The organism is Telmatobacter sp. DSM 110680 (genome assembly GCF_039994875.1).
Classification (GTDB): domain Bacteria; phylum Acidobacteriota; class Terriglobia; order Terriglobales; family Acidobacteriaceae; genus Telmatobacter.
The window spans coordinates 4322464-4340358 of sequence record NZ_CP121196.1; the positions used below are offsets into that span (position 1 = coordinate 4322464).

General features: G+C 57.6%; 9 protein-coding genes. 2 read left to right on the plus strand and 7 right to left on the minus strand.

The window, feature by feature from the left end:
• Positions 1–81 precede the first annotated feature (81 nt).
• The 4 genes from P8935_RS17810 to P8935_RS17825 all read right to left on the minus strand — a co-directional run bounded on the left by P8935_RS17810 (position 82) and on the right by P8935_RS17825 (position 6802).
• Positions 82–2823 (minus strand): ABC transporter permease, encoded by a 2742-nt coding sequence (locus tag P8935_RS17810; protein ID WP_348261645.1) that lies wholly within the window; start codon positions 2821–2823, stop codon positions 82–84.
• Positions 2820–3185: a PadR family transcriptional regulator gene (locus P8935_RS17815; RefSeq protein WP_348261646.1), complete on the minus strand. Its 366-nt coding sequence runs from the start codon at positions 3183–3185 to the stop codon at positions 2820–2822. Before P8935_RS17815 ends, P8935_RS17810 begins: the two co-directional genes overlap by 4 nt.
• 218 nt (positions 3186–3403) lie before the next feature.
• Positions 3404–6145, minus strand: a complete 2742-nt coding sequence (locus tag P8935_RS17820) for a protein kinase (protein WP_348261647.1) — start codon at positions 6143–6145, stop codon at positions 3404–3406.
• 69 nt (positions 6146–6214) lie between these two features.
• Positions 6215–6802, minus strand: coding sequence for an ECF-type sigma factor (locus tag P8935_RS17825; RefSeq protein ID WP_348261648.1), 588 nt, complete (start codon positions 6800–6802; stop codon positions 6215–6217).
• Between the two features lie 271 nt (positions 6803–7073).
• Here P8935_RS17825 and P8935_RS17830 point away from each other — a divergent pair, with 271 nt between their 5' ends.
• Together P8935_RS17830 and P8935_RS17835 are read left to right on the plus strand one after the other, a co-directional pair.
• Complete coding sequence (locus tag P8935_RS17830; RefSeq protein WP_348261649.1) at positions 7074–10475, plus strand: putative Ig domain-containing protein; 3402 nt, start codon at positions 7074–7076, stop codon at positions 10473–10475.
• Between the two features lie 603 nt (positions 10476–11078).
• Positions 11079–14165 (plus strand): DUF3857 domain-containing protein, encoded by a 3087-nt coding sequence (locus P8935_RS17835; RefSeq protein ID WP_348261650.1) that lies wholly within the window; start codon positions 11079–11081, stop codon positions 14163–14165.
• 226 nt (positions 14166–14391) lie between these two features.
• On the opposite strand, the gene P8935_RS17840 is transcribed toward P8935_RS17835, so the two are convergent.
• The 3 genes from P8935_RS17840 to P8935_RS17850 are packed head-to-tail and all read right to left on the minus strand — an operon-like array spanning position 14392 to position 17773.
• The gene (locus P8935_RS17840) at positions 14392–15510 is read right to left on the minus strand and encodes a hypothetical protein (RefSeq protein WP_348261651.1); all 1119 of its coding nucleotides are present in this window, start codon (positions 15508–15510) and stop codon (positions 14392–14394) included.
• Positions 15507–17159 (minus strand): GMC family oxidoreductase, encoded by a 1653-nt coding sequence (locus P8935_RS17845; protein WP_348261652.1) that lies wholly within the window; start codon positions 17157–17159, stop codon positions 15507–15509. Before P8935_RS17845 ends, P8935_RS17840 begins: the two co-directional genes overlap by 4 nt.
• Entirely contained in the window at positions 17156–17773 is a 618-nt protein-coding gene (locus P8935_RS17850; RefSeq protein WP_348261653.1) for a gluconate 2-dehydrogenase subunit 3 family protein, read from the minus strand. Before P8935_RS17850 ends, P8935_RS17845 begins: the two co-directional genes overlap by 4 nt.
• Positions 17774–17895 lie beyond the last annotated feature (122 nt).

Below are 17895 nucleotides of genomic sequence, written 5' to 3' on the forward strand. Positions count from 1 at the left end.
GAACCAATCGCTTCAACAATCCGCTCCCCGGCCCAGCATGGTCGCTTTTTCGGAGCCGAAAGGCTTGTATGCCCACTCAGCTCATTCAATGCGCAACGCACTCACCGGGTCGATTGAGGCCGCGCGCCGTGCCGGGACAATACCGGCAATGGCGGCCGCGAGCGTCAGCACTCCAATGGCGATAATCATTACCGACACGTTCACGCTGGTGATCTCATAAAGCTGCGACTTGACGTAGCGCACGCAGAAGATCGCGACCGGAATACCAATCGCGAGTCCAGCGGCGGTCTGCAGCATGGCCCCGCGCATGACCATGCCGATTACCCGGCTCCGCGCCGCTCCGAGTGCCATGCGGACCCCGATCTCCGGTGTGCGGCGTACGACTGTATAGGCCGTGACACCATAGAGCCCGATGGCGGCGAGCAGAAGCGCCAGCAGACCGAAGAGAGAGGTGAGGCGCGAGATCAACCGCTCCTGCGTGAACCGATCGTCAATCTGCTGCCGGAATGTCTGGAACTTAAGGATGGTGAGATTTGGGTTGATACTCGCCAGGGTGTCGCCGACGACTTTTTCCAACCCGGGAACGGAGTGAGCGGTTTCGATCACGATGGCTCCCGCGTACACAGATCCGTCTGGGTCGCCGGGCGCGGGAAGGCCGGCGGGCTGCGTGAGAGGAAGAAAATACATGGCGTGGTTCTTCCAATAGACGCTTGTGTAGGTGGTGTCCTCCACCACGCCGACGATCTCATGTGCTCCATCGCTACCCGGGTGAAGCGGATCGTCAAATCCAAATCGATGGCCGATCGGATTTCGGTTGCCGAAAAACTGTCTGACGAATTCCTGGTTGACGACGGCGACCGGAGGAGCGTTCATCGTGTCCTGCGGCGTGAATCCGCGGCCCATGACAAGGTGTGTTCCGACGGCGTCGAAGTATTCCGGCGTCTCCTTCACCCAGGATGCGGTCTTGTGCAGGTTTGGATCGCCCTGAACCTTGACGCCGGAGTTCCAGTCGTTTGCCTCCATGGGCGTGTAGGTTGAGAGGCCGACTTTGAGAACGCCGGGGATGGTATGGAACCGGTCAACGATGGTCTGGTAAAGAGGCTCGACTTCAGTAGTTTTGTAGCCCGCTCCCTGGGCATTGATGTGAACAATATAGCGGTTTGCTGTATCCAGACTCATGTTCACGTTCTCTGCCCTGGTGAGGCTCTGAGCAAACAGGCCCGCAGCGACGAGCAACACGAGGGAGAGCGCGGCCTGAACGACAACGAGTCCGCGCTGGAAGAAGGACGCTCCGTAGGCAGTTGTCCGTGAGTTCGAGCGCAGAGCGTCGGCCGGCCGGGCGCGTGCGGCCAGCAACGCCGGTGCAAGGCCAAAGAGGACGCCCGTAATCAGTGAAAGCGAAAAGGCGAAACCTATCACCAGGGCAGATGGAGAAGCCGCGACCGGCATGTTGTGCCGATCCGGAAAAGCAAGAGCCAGCAGGGCTTGCGCCCCCAGATAGGAGACGGCGAGTCCGAGCAGGCCGCCCATGCTCGAGAGAACAACACTTTCCTGCAGAAGCTGACGGACAAGGCGGCTGCGTTGCGCGCCCAGCGCTGAGCGGATGAAAAACTCCGCGCGGCGGCCCATGCCGCGCACGAGAAGGAGGTTCGCAATATTCGCGCAAGCGACAAGAAGAACCAGGGCTCCTATCCATTGCAGCAGGTTTAGACGATCCCGATAATCGCTCTGCATGTTCTGAATGCCGCCGCCTCCGGGCGTGAGGACAACATGGGTGAGTGGAAGAACCCTTTGGGCGCGCGCATCGCTAAAGGTCTTGAGAGTCGCAAACTGGTGCTTGAGCAGCGTGCTGGCTTTGGCCTGAAGCGCCGGCAGAGACGTTCCTGGCTTAACGCGCCCGATGATGTAGGCCCACTGCTTGCCGGGGTCGGAAACGAACGGAGCGCCAATCACCTCATCCATGGCATGCATTGGAAGGAAGTAGCTTGGCGGATTGGTGTCGACACGGTCTCCGTAAAATCCTCTGGGAGCAATGCCAACGACAGTGGACGCCTTGCCATTGATGTAGAAGGTGCGTCCCACTACGCTCGGATCGCCTGCGTAATCCTGCTGCCAGGCGTCATAGCTCATGACTGCTGTGAGCGGTGCTCCTGTCTGGTCATCGGCGTCCACAAAGAACCGTCCGGCCGCCGGCGAAAGTCCGAAGACGCGAAAGTAATTTCCGGAGACGAAGGTGCCCACCATCGATTTCGCCACTGTGTCTGGTCCGGCGCGGCGGACGATAAGGGGACCCGCGCCGTAGAAGGAGGACGTTGCGGCCAGTTCTTCAAACTCCGGGAGGTTCTTCCTGAACATGGAATACGTGTCGGTGGCAAAGAGCGAGTAATCTCCCGTCTCTTTCCAGCGATCGGTGACGCAGCAATCGTTTTGGTCGCCGATGCGAATCAGGCTCTTTGGATCGGTCACCGGTAAATTTCGGAGCAGGATGGCATTGACAAGCGTAAAGATGGCCGAGTTGGCGCCGATGCCAAGCGCAAGTGTTAGCAGCACGGTAGCGGTAAATCCCGGCGCCCTTCGTAACTGCCGGAGTGCATAGCGAATATCCTGGAACAGAAGTTCTAGCCGCAACCAACCCCATTGCTCACGCGTCACATCGGCAATCATCGGAGCACTCCCGAATTCGCGGAGCGCCGACATCTTCGCTTCGGAGGGCGATTGCCCTCGCGCCACTCGATCGGCAATTGCCATCTGCAGGTGAGCATCAAACTCTTCCTGCAACTCGCGCTTGCGCCGCTGAAAACCGAAGCTCGGGAAACCCTTCATGACTCGCTCTCCTCCGGCTTGACGTACATCACCGAACCAATCGCTTCGACAATTCGCTCCCATCGGCCCAGATCCGAGGCCAACTGCTTTTTTCCCTTGGCCGTGATTCGGTAATATCGCGCTCTTTGCTTGCTCTCTGACTGCTTCCACTCAGACTGCACCCAACCCTGACGCTCCAATCGATGGAGAGCCGGATACAGTGATCCGGTCTCAACCTGAAGCACATCTCCGGATCGCAAACGTAAAGCCTGTACGATTCCGTATCCGTGCGCCGGTCCCCATTGCAGAGTTTGAAGAATGAGCATGTCGAGTGTTCCCTGCAACAGGTCAATCCGATTCTTATACTGGTCCTTTTCGCTCATAGACGTAGACACTCTACTCCCACTGGAGGTAGATTGTCTACTTGGTCTGGGCAGTCGCTCAAATTCGAAAGCGGCTACAGCGGGTCCTCACATGAGATCGCATCCGGTCTGACGGTGCTTAACCGAACGATTCGAAACTCGAAGGTGTTATGCGAGGGCTGTGGCCGAACTTTGACATCTGCCGACGAGTGATAAAAGCAGGATTTGATCCGATGGGATTATCGAGCCTCGATTTCAAGAAGTTTCCTCAGCCGCGGTTTAGGTTCGTTTGGACGCTGAGGCGGCAAAATCGCGAGTCCCTTCCCGGCTTCTTCGCGACTCCTCGCGGTCTGACCGGCTACACGGTACGCCTTAGCCAGTGCCAGTTGCATTGCAGGAATGGTACCAAAGCTTCGTTCCACTGAGCCTTGCGCGCAATGCAATGTGAATTGAGGGTCGCGTAGTGAACGAGGTTCTACACGTAGAAAGACATTCGCAACCGCGTAGAGCATGAATGGATCTGCAGTGTCATGAGCAAGTCTCCGAAGTATAGCGAGTTGGTCTTTCTCTTGGTGTTTAGTTTCGCCAGGCGAATGGAGCGCGAAGTGTAAGGAGTCGACATCCAGTATCAGTTCAGCGAGTGTTTCCTGAAGATTCTCGTTCGCAGGTTCTTGGCGCAGAAATTTCTCCGCCAGCGGAATCGCCTTTGCGTACAGACTCGCCGCCATTCTGAGGTTGCGTGGTCGATCAGCTGGATTCCGAGCAAGTGCCGGGTCTGCGGCATACTCATAACCATCTGCCTCATCGCTCAGATCACCGATCAGGTCTTCGAGGAGCCGGGTGTCAAGCGGATCTGCACTTTGCCGCTTGAGATCTGCTTGGTACACCTGATCAAAGAGACGTGCAGCCTCGTCATACCTTCCTAATTCATTCAGGGATATTGCCTGGCGATGGAGCACCGCGGACCGTGTGCGAGCTGATCCGAAGCTCGCCTGCTCGCCTTTGGGCATCGCATCCAGAAATTGAAGAGCCACATCGAGATCGCGTAGAGCCTGCACTGGATCGGTATCCATTTCGATCTCGCCAATTCTCATTGAAGCAATAGCGGCGACGCGAAGCGTGCGGGCTACCGACGCATCGGTCTTCCTCGCGCGAATGACGAGACTAAGGTCCGTTCGGTATGCCGCGACCGCACCATACACATCATTGAGACTTCCAATCATTGGCTGCCCGAGTTCGTCGCCCATTACTCCATAGGCGTTGGCGGCCTCTGCGAGAAGCGAAGCTGATGCATTAGAGTCTGCCGTGAGGATGTCAAATGCACTGGTGGCTTGACGAATGAGGGGAACTGCCTCAGGTGTGCGGCCTGCACGGAACAGAGTTTCGCTTCTCGATCTCAAGGCGAGAGCCAAGACTCGAAGAGCCTCACGGTCTTTGCGATCCAACATGGAAAGTGAATTGGCAATTGCAATTGCTTTGTCAAAGTCAGACAAAGCGCCAGGAGTGTCTCCCATGTTCTGAAAATAACCATCGCCCTGAACTTGCCCGATCTGAATATAGGCGCTGGCCAGATCCAATTGAGTCTGGCGGTCGTCACGTGCATCAGCCGCCATTCGATCGAGATGATCGAGTACACGCGAGACGAGAAGCTTCTGCGCGCCGGTGGACCCTGGTAGGTCCCGAATAGCCTGGTCCAATTCCGACAGCAGGCTATTACTGAGCTGGCGCAGATCGGCAGAACGAGCTTCGGCTTTGCGCTTCTGAATATTCGTCTGGTGCGATTGCCAGAGGATGCCGGTGATGCCCGCTAAGAGCGAAATCGCCAGAAATGATCCGACCAGCAGCAACACGCTGTTCCTGCGGATGAACTTGCCAGCTCGATATCGGAAGCCGCCTTTACGAGCAGCGACGGGCTGACGGGCCATGTAAGCGCGGATATCCGAGGCGAGCAACTCGGCAGAGCGATAACGATCCTGCGGCTCTTTGCGTAGCGCCTTCATTAGGATTGCTTCGAGATCTACATCAATTTTTTTGTGTGAACCAGCCTGGTGTTCCGGCCGGCGAGGCGGTGTCTCGCAAATAACCCGTATCATTTCCTCGAGCGTGAGTTCCTTCAACTCATAAGGCAGCGCACACGTTATCAGGTAATAAAGCAGCACCCCCAGTGAATATGTGTCCGTTGCAGCGGTGATCGTACGTCCCAGGATTTGTTCGGGGCTGGCATATTGAGGAGTGAATGAGGAGTAACCTTCCCGCGTCAGTGTTCTATCAAGACGATCGATGGTCGGAGATATCAACTTTGCGGTGCCGAAATCCAGCAGGCGCGGAGTGCCATCCGGCGCCACGAGTATGTTGTCCGGCTTGAGGTCCCTATGCACGACAAAGTGCTGGTGTGCGAACTGAACCGCTTCACAGATGTGCAGAAAAAGTCCAAGGCGCTCTGAGAGGGAGAGCTGCCGCTCATTGCAATACTGATGAATTGGACGCCCATCGACATACTCCATGACGAGGTAAAGATCGCCTTCTGATGTAACGCCCCCGTCGAGGAGTCGCGCGATATAGGGATGTTGCAACTCGGCCAGGATCTGCCGCTCCTGCCGAAACCGCTCCCGAAAGAGCGCGGTGGCAAGGGGCAGGTCAATCAATTTGACGGCGACCTCTTGTTCAAATTGCCCATCGGCGCGATGGGCCAGGTAGACAGCGCCCATTCCGCCACGACCCAGAAGCTTATCGATCTCGTACGGCCCGACTCGTCTCAGGCTGAGCGAATCAACTCCGCGCGTGCCAGCCTCAGAGCGCCAGGTTTCGTCTACTTGCTCTGCGGCTTTGCAAGCTTCCAGAAGCAGGCGCACCTCCGACATGAGCTGCGAGTCACCTTTGCACTGCACCTCTATCAACAGATCGCGGACTTTTTCAGGAGCCTCGATCGCTTCCTGAAAGATCGCTTCAATGCGTAAGAATCTTTCCGTCGCCAGGTCCATGCTGTTCGGACCTCGTCCGAGTTTTCCGCCCTTAACTGAGTTTGCGAGGAAGGAGCTTGATTTGTGTCATCAATGTATAGCGCTCTCAGCCACGCCCGGATGAATACGCTGGAAGAGCCAACTCTTGGTGAATCTGAGCGAACGGTCCACCGTGGCTTTTGAAACTTCCATCAAAACCGCGGTCTCGTCGGCGGTACAACCGAGGAAGTATCGTAGTTCGACCATCTGGACCTTGGCGGGGTCGAGCGCATTCAACTCGTCCAATGCTTGATTGAGATCGAGGAGTTCGGGACTGCCGATTTCGACCCAGGAGAGATCTTCGTTGAGCGGGATGCGATCGTGGTTCCCTCCGCGGCTCTGAGTCTGACATTCGTGCGCGTGGTCTATCAGGATCATGCGCATGACCTTGGCTGCAAATGTGTAGAAGTGCCTGCGATCCTCCCACGCGGCTTTCTTCTGATGCAGAAGCCGCAGGTAGAGTTCATGAACGAGAGCTGTGGCCTGCAGAATGTCTGGGTTATGCTCACGTCGAATGTAAGAGGCTGCCACTTCGCGGAGATGCGGATAGACAAGAGGGATCAACTCATTGAAAGCCGATGCCTCACCATTCCGCCACTTTGCCAACAGCAAAGTGATTTCTCCCTTGGCGGGATTCAAGACGTTCTCCCTGCTTGCTAATTCGCTACGCGAAGATGAGCAAAATCGTAGCACCTTCGTTTGCGGAACACATCCCCCATTGGTAAATTCTCGCGGTTACCTTGCAGCGACGTGACACATTCTTCTTTCTATTCCAGCTATCTCAGTGAAGCAAGAAATCGAAAGCCTTCGCTTCGGGAAGAAGTGCTGATACATGCAATGAACGGTAGCGGCAATGTGATTGTCCTCACATCAAGCTGTCGTTATTGATGTCGCACGAGGTAACCAAGTCATGAAGAGATCTTTCTTGATCGTGTTGTCAGTCGTCTTGTTTGTGTGCGGATGCGGGAGCACCAAAAAGGTCATCTCGGTTGCGATTGCTCCATCGGCACAGGCAAAAATTGATGCAGGCCAAACATTGAGCTTCAGCGCTACGCTCGCCAATGATTCCCACAGTAAGGGCGTCAGCTGGACCATGTCCGGAACCGGGTGCACAGGAAGCGCATGCGGCACCTTTACAGGCAGCACATCCACGGGCATTACGTATGTCGCTCCTAAGACTGTTTCATCCAGCATGACAGTGTCTATTCAGGCAACATCGGTGGCCGACACCACTAAGACCGCATCTGCAACGGTGGTGGTTTCACCAACTCCCAGCATCAGCACGACGACTCTGGCGGGGGGCACAGTCGCTACGGCTTACAGCGCGACTCTGGCGGCGACCGGTGGTTCTGGCGCGCTGACATGGGCACTCGCCAGCGGATCTTCTCTGCCTGCCGGTCTTTCGTTGACCAACGCCGGAACCATTTCGGGTACTCCGACAACTGCCGGAGCCACAAGTTTCACCGTGAAGGTCACCGATGCCTCCGGTGGACACGAAGGGCCAGTCTCCGCGACGCAACAGTTGAGCTTGACGATCAAGCCGGCCCAGTTGGTGATCGCCACAACGTCGCTTTCTAATGGCGTCGCAGGCGCGGCATACAGTGCTTCTCTGGCAGCGTCGGGTGGTACAGGAACCATCGGCTGGAGTTTGACGACCGGAACTTTGCCTGCCGGATTGAGCTTGAGTGGCTCGATGATTTCCGGCACTCCCACTGCCGCGGGCACCAGCGTGTTTACAGTCACCGCCACAGATTCGGGAAGCCCCGCGCAAACTGTCAATCAATCACTGAGCATCACTATCAATCCGAAACTTGCCATCACCACTACAGCCCTGAGCAATGGCGTCGTCGGCACAGCTTATAGCACGAGCCTCGCGTCTAGCGGTGGCGTAGGAACCATCACCTGGAGCGTGGCCACTGGCACGTTGCCAGTTGGGCTGACTTTAGGTGCTGCCGGAGTGATTTCCGGCACGCCCACCACAGCAGGAAGTTCCAACTTTACCGTTCAAGCCAAGGATTCCGGCACACCGCAGCAATCGGCACAGCAGGCACTTAGTGTCACGATTTACGCGGGATTGACCATCACGACCACGTCTTTACCCAACGGCACAATGAACTCCACCTACAGCGCTACGCTCGCAAGTGCTGGCGGCACAGGAAACGTCACCTGGAGCATCTCTCAGGGAAGCATGCCAGCAGGCCTCACTCTCAGCAATTCGGGAGCGATTTCCGGCACGCCCACTGCCTCAGGCCCATTCAACTTTACAGTTTCCGCCACCGATTCAAGCAGCCCTCCCCAGACCAAAACTCAAGCACTAATTATCACGATCAGTCCCGCGCTGAGCATCACAACCACGTCGCTCCCAGCCGGCACCGTTGGCACGGCCTACAGCCAGAACATAGAAACGAGCGGCGGCACACTACCGATCAGCTGGAGTGTAACTACGGGGAGCTTGCCTGCAGGGCTAGCGCTCGCAGGCAACTCGATGGGTGTGGGCGTGATCTCCGGAGCACCCACGGCGCCTGGCAGTTCCACCTTTACCGTGACAGCAAAGGATTCCAGCACGCCGCAGGTGAGTGTCAACCAGCAGTTCACGCTGGCAATCAACGCCCCGCCGCTCGCGATCACAACGACCACCTTGCCCAACGGAACGGTGAATGCGGCTTACAGTGCACCTTTGCAAGCTTCTGGAGGCACGCCGCCCTATGCATGGACAGTAGCAACCGGCTCAACGCTGCCCAACTGGTTGACGCTGGGTGGCTCGGGGACGAACTGGACGCTTTCCGGAACGCCCACCACAGCTGCCATCGCAGCCTTCTCGCTTACTGTGTCCGATTCCAGCGTACCGAGCCAAAGCCAGACTCAGGCATTAACCCTCACTGTGGCTTCGGCGTCGGCTTGCGGCACGGGAAACGAGTCCGCTCTCAAAGGGCAGTACGCTTTTGGAATGACGGGCCGAACCGGTGACGGATTCTTTGCCGTTGTTGGCTCTTTTACAGCAGATGGAATTGGAAACATCACCGCAGGTTACGTGGATGCCAACGGCGAACAAGACTTGGGCAACGGCTTGGGCGTCCAATCCGGCACCATCACCCCGAGTGGCAGCAGCTACACCATGGGCACGGACAATCGTGGATGCGCCACGATCGTTACTCCGTTCTACACGTTCATCACGCGCTTTGCTATTCCTCCCAGCACTTCAGGTTTCGCGCAAGGCGTGATTCAGGAAGCTGAGCCCACTGGTTGGGAAGTGTTTGCCGGCTCGGGCCAGATCTTCCAGCAGCAAGTACCCACCGCAGTGCCCACCGGGAACTGGGTCCACGCTCAGATCGGCGCGATCGGCACGTCTCAATACGAATCAGGGGTGATAGCTTCGGGTGTCGACGTATACGGCAGCGGCGGCGTCATCACGAATGGCGAATATGATTACAAGAGCTACGGGATCCTTACGAAGCAGTCGGGCTTAACGGGCACGTACACCGCTCCTGACCCGACCACGGGTCGCTACACACTCACCACCACGGCAAACTTGGGCACCTTGGGACCCAAAAGCCTGAACCGTGCTGCCTACCTGCTTTCACCGACCCATATTCTCGAAGTCACCACGAGCGCGGGCACCATTCTGGCTGGGGATCTGAAGCTCCAGAGTGGTTCCTTAACCCTGTCCGGCAATCTCGCCATGTATGGGACAAGTACGAACAGCTACGGGACAACTTCTGACATGGCGGGATTTGGTCTCGTGAACGCCACGGGAACGAGCTACACGGGCAAGATTTACCAAAACGTAACTGGCAAGTGGACGACGCCGTCGCCAGTTCCCACCACCTGCTCCTACACCATTGACTCTTTCGGCAGGGTCGCGACCAGCGGCACGAACTGCGGCGGCTATTACAACTCCACCACCTCGGCTTGGGTCGAGCCGCCAGTCATCTACCTGACCGGCTCCAATACGGGCTTTCTTGCAGGATCGGACGGTATCTGGAAAGTTGCGCCGCAGTCGGCAACCACAATCACAGCCGGGAGCTACTATCTGGGTACGCCGCAACCGGACATTGTTTGGGGAACTGGCTGGGATACGGTAAGCGGGATTGCCCAGGTGACCAGCAACAGCATTACCGGATCCGAAGACAAGTCTCGGCTACCGAACGAAAACTTCAGCCAAACCCTTACCTTGAACGCCGACGGCACGTTCAGTACTTCGGATAATCCGGGAGTCGTTACGGGGCTGGTTATCTCGCCGTCGCAACTTATCGAGTTGCAGGACCCGACGGCGCTCTGGCCAAGCATCGTAGTCATCAACGCAGTGAAATAGCTCTCGTCAAGCATCGCGGAAAAGGCCTCGGCGGATCGACGCCGGGGCCTTTCCGTGTGAACCGATGATCTTCGACAGCGCGAACGTGCCGGTTGCGATAAAGGCAATACTCTAATCGAGCCATTCACGTCGATCAGTGTTCCAGCCGAGTGGCCATATCACCGGAAACTCAACGCTGTGCCGTTTGTACGCCTCATCGATGTTATTTCGGACCTGTGATCGATAAGCATCGATAGCTCTCGTGGTGGCAACACTACGAGACCCTCGGCTCCCGGTTTGCGCCGCATCCATTCAAAACGGGCCCCCTCGCTCCGACCGATGGCCCTTCTGTACAACTTACGATTCATTACCAGTTATTGCGACACACGGAAACGGAGGCCAGGTCATGGTATGCTTTTCGCAATTCACACCTTCCAATGCGCAAAACTTTCTGGGCTCGTTTCGCACCGCTGTATCTGAGATCCACCATGCTTGCTGCGCTTATCGGCATCTCAGTATCCCTGCTGATGGGCCAAACCACAGTACCTGGTTCACCAACTTCAGCTCTATATCAAAGTGAAGCCGTCGTCAGCTCTATATCAAAGTGAAGCCGTCGTCATAGAAATGTCTGACACAAGCTTTACTTATCAGAAGGACGGAACAGGCGAAAAGCTCGTAACGGTGCGGATGAAGATTACCAGCGAAGCTGGAGCGCGCCAATTCAGCGTCATCTCGCTTCCTTATGCCGCGGCCAATGAGCATCCAACCCTCGAGATCGTAGCTGTCCACCATGCGGATGGAACCTCGACCGAAACACCGGTCGCCGATGCAATCGATATGCCGGCGCCAGTCACCCAGCAGGCGCCGCTCTACTCGGATTTGAAGATGCTGCAGATTCCCGTACGCGGCCTCCGAGCGGGCGATTCTCTCGAGTACCGCGTGCGTATCCAGCGCAAAAGCGCTGAGTCGCCGTCGCAGTTCTGGGATGTCTTCGCGTTTGCCAAGGATGTGGTGGTCTTGGCGCAGACCCTGACGCTTGACGTGCCCATCGACAAATATGTGCAGGTTTGGAGCCCGGCATCCAAGCCTGTGATTACGGAAAACGCTGGCCGGCGCGTTTATAAGTGGTCGAGCAGCCAACTGAAGCCGACAATGGTCGACAACAAAAGTAAAAAAGAAGAAAACGCTGGCGAGGCTGCAGAACACCCAAAGCCCGATGTTGCCTGGACCACGTTCCATAGCTGGCAGGAAGTCGGCGAGTGGTACAGTGCCCTGTCCACTCCGCGCGCGGCACCCACCGACGCCTTGCGCTCACAAGCCGACGAAATCACGCACGACGCGAAGACACCCGAAGAGCAGATTCAAGCCCTTTACTCGTTTGTATCGACGCGCATCCGTTACATCGGCATCGATTTCGGAATTGGGCGTTACCAGCCTCATGCCGCGCCTGAGGTCTTGGTCAACCGATATGGCGATTGCAAAGATAAGGACACCCTGCTGCAGGCGCTCTTGCGCGCGAAGGGCTTCGCGGCTGGGTCTGCTTTAGTGGGCACGACTTTTGATGTAGTTCCGGAGTTGCCCTCGCCGGGATTCTTTAATCATGTGATCACCACGGTGGTGTTGCCTTCCGGCCGAATCTGGATGGATTCAACTCCCGGCTTTACCCCCTTTCAGCTTCTGGTTCAACCAATACGCGATAAGGATGCTCTCGTGATCCCGTTGAGTGGAGCGTCCGCGCTTGAACGCACGCCCGCCAAGCCGCCTTTTCCGTTCGAAGATCATTTCGAGGCCAAAGCCACGCTCGCCGCGGACGGCGAATTGAAGGGCAAGGTCAATATCGACTTTCGATCAGATAATGAGCTGATCGTTCGCGCCATGGCGCAGAACCTTGCGCCCGCACAGTGGGATCAGGGCACTCAGTTCCTCGCCAACTTGCTCGGATTCAGCGGTACGACCAGCAATTCGACCTTCTCTCGCGCGGAAGACACTCAGTCGCCAGAGCACGTCTCGTACGACTACACGCGCAAGCCTTTTGGCGACTGGGATAATTTCCGCATCGTGCCGCTTTTTCCGGCCAATGCGCTGCCTGCTGCGCCCGAGAAGCAGCCTTCGCATGACATCGAACTGGGAGCAGCGCGGACGGAGTTTGCCGTAAGCCATATTCAGCTTCCGCAGGGATATGGCGCCGATCTTCCTGACGCAATTCATGTCAAAACCGACTTTGTTGCCTTCGACAAGACATACAAGCTCGAAAACGGCGAGTTGATAACAGAACGGAAGATCACCGTTTTGCAATCAAAGCTACCCATAGATCAGTGGGAGAAATACAAGAAGTTCGCCAAAGACATATCGCTGGGTGAAGAGGCGTGGGTGCAGTTGACGACCAGCGCTGCTTCTCAAAAAGGATCACATCCGCCAGCGCCCGGTGAAAATAACCCTGAAGCCGCCGGGCTGGTGTCGCAAGCCAACTTTCTGGAGCAGCGCGGGGATTTGGCTCAGGCCCGCGTGAAGCTGGATGCCGCCAAAAAACTCAGTCCGGAGCAGCCATACCTGTGGAGCAACTACGGGTATCTCGCAATGGTGCAGAACCGCGCTGAAGAAGCCAAAGCAGATTATGAGCGCGAACTGGCACATCATCCCGATGAGAGCTTTGTCGTGAATCTTTACGGCGGGTTTCTGATGCGCCAGGGAAAGAAAGATGAAGCGCTTCGCGTAGCAAAATCGGATTTCGAGCGAGATGCAACTAATTCGGGCGTGGCCCTGTTTTTATCCTCAATGCAGGCAAGTTCTGATCTCGGAGCGGCAATTGCGACATTGCGCCGCGCTTACGAAGCCAATCCCGATGATCGCTTCATTCAGAACTACCTCGCAGACTATTTGGTGCGCGACCACAAGGAGAAAGAAGCTGCCGAGATCGCCGCGAAAATGGTGACTGCGGCTACTGGAAATCCAGATGCGCTGAACAATGCCGCATACGTGATGGCGGAAGCCAATGGAGACCTTGCGCTTGCGGAAAAGACGTCTAAAGAATCTTTGGACATGCTCGATTCACAAACCGGCCAGAGCACGATAACCGAGGCCAATGGTCAGACCTTCAGGCTGTCGTCGCTGCTTGCGTCCAGTTGGGATACGTTGGGATACGTACTGGGGAAAGAAGGCAAGCTCGATAAAGCCAACGACTATCTCGAGGCTGCATGGAACAACCTCGCTCGCACTGCCATTGGCTTGCATTACGGCGAGCTTTTGGAGAAGCAAGGCAAGAGGCAAGAGGCCTTGAGGATCTACGAACTCGCATCGTCTGCGCTCCACCCGTCCGCACCCGATCCAACCGAACAAGATCTCCGTACGGGCATCTCCAGGCTTACGGCGGCAGGCATGAAATCTACCTTAGGAGAGAGGGGGCAGTCGGCCCAGGAGCTACGTACTTTCAAACTCAAGTTAGCTTCACCAAGTCCGACTTATTGGTCCTCGATCTACCGCCTCCAGTTCTCTGCAGGCGGATTGCAGGATGTGATGCATGTTGGAACCGGCCTCGCAAAGAGGGGCGTCGATGAACAGATAAGAAAAGCGAATCTGCCACGATTGGTTCCCAGCGCTTCGAAGGGCCGCATTTTACGCGATGCTGTGGTCACGTGCTCTTCCGGGCAGTTGGATTGTTTCATGGTGTTGATGCCGATGGGCAGCATCGATGCGGAACATGTTCAGCAGTAGCGGTTCGCTGAGGCGGCGAGGGTCATTGACTTTAGCCACCAGGAAACCCTGGGAGACAACTCTCGCGGAATCGCTAGGAATTCCGCACGGGGCAGGAATCGATCCGATTCGACACTCTGAGCTAGTCACCGGCTTACTATTTTCGGTGCAAAACTCGACTCTTCCTCAATCTCGACTACAGCAGTTCACGATTAAGCATCCGTGACAATCCTACATAGGTCTTCTACTACTCTGATCCGGTTGAGGGAATCGAAGCGGGGATGGTAGCGCGTTGCGCCGTGGTCTCTGGTTTTGGGATGCCGTGCTGGTGGCAGTCGGTGCAGCGGACCCAGTGGATATTGTGGGGGCTTTTGGCGCTGGCGAAAGTGGTGTCCATTTTCTCGACATCGATTCCGCAGTGAGACATCTGCGGGTGGCAGGTCTTGCAAGATGCCGTTGCATTTTCGTTGTGTCCGGCATGGCATGCGAAACAACTGATTCCCTCATGAACGCCTACGGGAGTGCGATCGTCGCCGGAGCCGTACTGCGGGCCGTACTGATTGGACGCTGCGACGGAATTAGCTTCAGGCTGGCGTGGAGCGTGACATTGGTAGCAGAGTGCCTGACGCTGGTCGGGGCTGATCTTCACGGCGCGCAGTCCGTCGGACAAACGCGGGAGAGCGAGCAGGCGGACAGCGAAGTGCATTTGCTCACGGCGATCAAAGATCGCGAGGGAATCCGTTGCAGATGGAGGCGTGGCGGAGATGCGGGTCGAAGGCTTTGTTTGCTCGGCTCCTTCGCGATGCATCTGGTGGCAGGCCATGCAGGGCATGGTGGGCTGTTCAGCGAAGTTGGCGCGCGTGATGTGCCAGGGGCCGATGACGTTTTGCGGCTGGACGAGATCGCGCAGGGCTCCGTTGAAATGCATGCCGTGGCAGCGGAGGCAGTCGTCCATCAGGCGGCGTTCGGTGTTGTGCGTGGGATTGACGAAGATCTGCGCGTAGGTGGCGCTGTGGGGACCGGCGTGCCAGGATGCGTACTCATGCTGATGGCATTTCTGGCAGTTCGTGGTCATCGCGAAGACGTCGGTGTCGCGCAGGCGGATGGACTCAGGTGCGTTGCCAACCAGGTGTACGCGGATGTGACGAAGCTTGGTGGCGAGACCGGCTTCGTGGCAATCCATGCAGGTGGCCTTGCCATGCACGGAGGCGTGGACCGCATTGGTGTAGGCGGCCATCTCGTGGCAGCTTGCGCAGCCTTGTCCGCGCTGCGAGGTGTAGTAGTAGGACGCGCCATAGACGCCTGCTAAGCCGAGGAGTGCAACACACGCGAGCAGCAGTAGGAGCGTCTTGAGCAAGCGCATCATGAGCGGAAGGCCGTGCCTTTCCAGTTGCGTACCAGCGCGGCGGATGCGTGATAGGCGACGGCCATGATGGTGAGCACGGGATTGAATCCGCCGTTGGTGACGTGAACGCTGCCGTCGATGACGAAGACGTTGTCGACGTCGTGGAGCTGGCAGTTGCGATTGACGACCGAAGACTGAGGGTCGTTGCCCATGCGACAGGTGCCGGCCTGGTGCTGTCCGGCGGAGACGCTTTCGGGATGCCACGCCATGAGCGATGTGTTGATAGCTCCAGCTTCTTTGAGCCAGGCTTCGGCGCGGCTAGCCTGCTTGTCTCCTATCTCGAAGGTGTGCGGATGCACGTTGCCTTCGAAGCGGGCTACGGGCAGTCCCCACCTGTCGCGGACAGTTGGATCCACGGTCACTCGACCGGAGGCTGATGGAATCTGCTGAGTGGGGCCCATGATGACGATGGAGCGCTTGTGCCAGTGGCGCATCGCCTGCTTGTGCGCGGCTCCCCAGCGCGGCGTACCGGGCGGCAGGCGATCGAGCATGTGGATGGGAAGGCGAATGAATTCGTTGGCGAGCATGCCGCCGCCGCAGAGGCCGGGCGTGCCGTGGTTGTAATCCATGACGGCGATGCTGGCTCCGGGACCGATGTCGTCGTAGGTTTCGAAATCGAAGTAGCCGATGGCGCCGGTGTAGTGGTGACCCTGCAGATGGCGGCCGACCTGGTCGTAGCGATTGCCGAGGCCGTTGGGAAAGAGTCGGCTGCGGGAGTTGAGAAGGAGGCGCGCGGATTCGATGGCGGCAGAGGAGACGATGACGATGTCGGCCGGCTGCTGCTGAAGATGACCGCGCTCGTCGAAGTATGCGACGCCGGTGGCGCGGCCGCGATCGTCGGTGAGGATTTCCTTCGCCATACAGTCGGTGCGCAGTTCGCAGTTGCCGGTGTTGAGGGCGACGGGGATTACAGTGTTCTGCGAACCATTTTTAGCGTCGACTTCGCAGGCGAATCCGCAGCACCAACGGCAGCGCATGCAAGGACCGCGCCCGTTGTAAGGCACGCTATTGCGGAGCATGGGCAGATGGAAGGGATGAAGACCGAGGCGTTTGGCGGCGGGTTCCAGGATGCCGAATTCGCGATTGGGCGGAAGCGGGGGCATGGGAAGATCGCGGCGGCGCGGGCCGTGAAAAGGCGTGCCGGAGTAATCGCCGGAGACGCCGATTTCGTATTCAGCCTTTTCGTAGAAGGGCTCGAGGTCGTCGTAGGTGATGGGCCAGTCTTCAAGCGAACTGCCGGCGGGAGCACCGTACGTCGAGCGCATTTTGAAGTCCTGGGGCATGTAGCGCCAAGCTTGCGCGCCGTAGCTCAAAGTGCCGCCACCGACGCAGGCGGCGTTGTTCTGATAGGCACCTTCACTGGGCAGGACGGTGTGCGCAGTTCCCTTTCCGTCGACCCAGACGCGGGGATTGCCCTCGTCTTCGGGGCCGAAAGCGTTGCCCAGTAGAGTAGTGCGCTGGTTGCGGAGATCGTCTTTGCGGCAGTCGGCGGGGGTGTACCATTTGCCGCGCTCCAGCAGAACTACGCTGAGGCCCGCGGTGGAGAGCTCTTTGGCAACGATGCCTCCGGCGGCGCCAGCGCCGATGACTACCGCGTTCACACGCTTCATGAGCGCCCGCCGTTGCTGCGTGGAGCTGCGCCGCGTAGGTCGTATTGCGCGCGACCGCGAAGAGGCGGCTCGTCGAGGCCGAGCATATGCCAACTTACTGCGTCGCGGTTGCCGCCATGGCGCGGGGAGCCATAGTAGCCCTCCATGGTGTGCTGCCGAAAGAGCTCGAAGAATGTGCGGTTTTGCTTTTCGAGTGCGACGGCGATTTCGAGTTGCTGTTGAAGCGTCGCATCAGTCAGAGCAACGCCGAAACGGCTACGGCTCATCGAGGCAGCTTGATCGAGGCCATCGCGATAAATATCGTGATGGCGGCGATAATGGCGCGCTAGCTGGCGATCGATGTAGTTGACGACTCCCGCTTGCGACGCGCTGGGGAAGTCATCAGCGGGAATGATCTGGTCACAGAGTGCAGCGAGAGTACGCGCATGCTCGTCGCTGAGGACATTCCAGCTATTGCCTGCGGCGGTATGGCATCCGGAAACGGCAGCGACACCAGTAAGAACCCCAGCCATAGCGAATTGCCGGCGTGTCAGGACGTGTTTCGATGCTGGCCTGCGCAATGGCCCTACCTCGAATCCCCGATGCGAGCAGCAGCGCTGACCAAACCAGCGCATGTCACAACTCGAGACTTTGCTCGTCGGAATTATGCTCGGTGGCTCGCAGGATTCATGCTCGGCGTCGCATGCAGGCGTGGTCTGTGTTTCGAGTCACAACTCAGTAAGGACGATGAGAACCG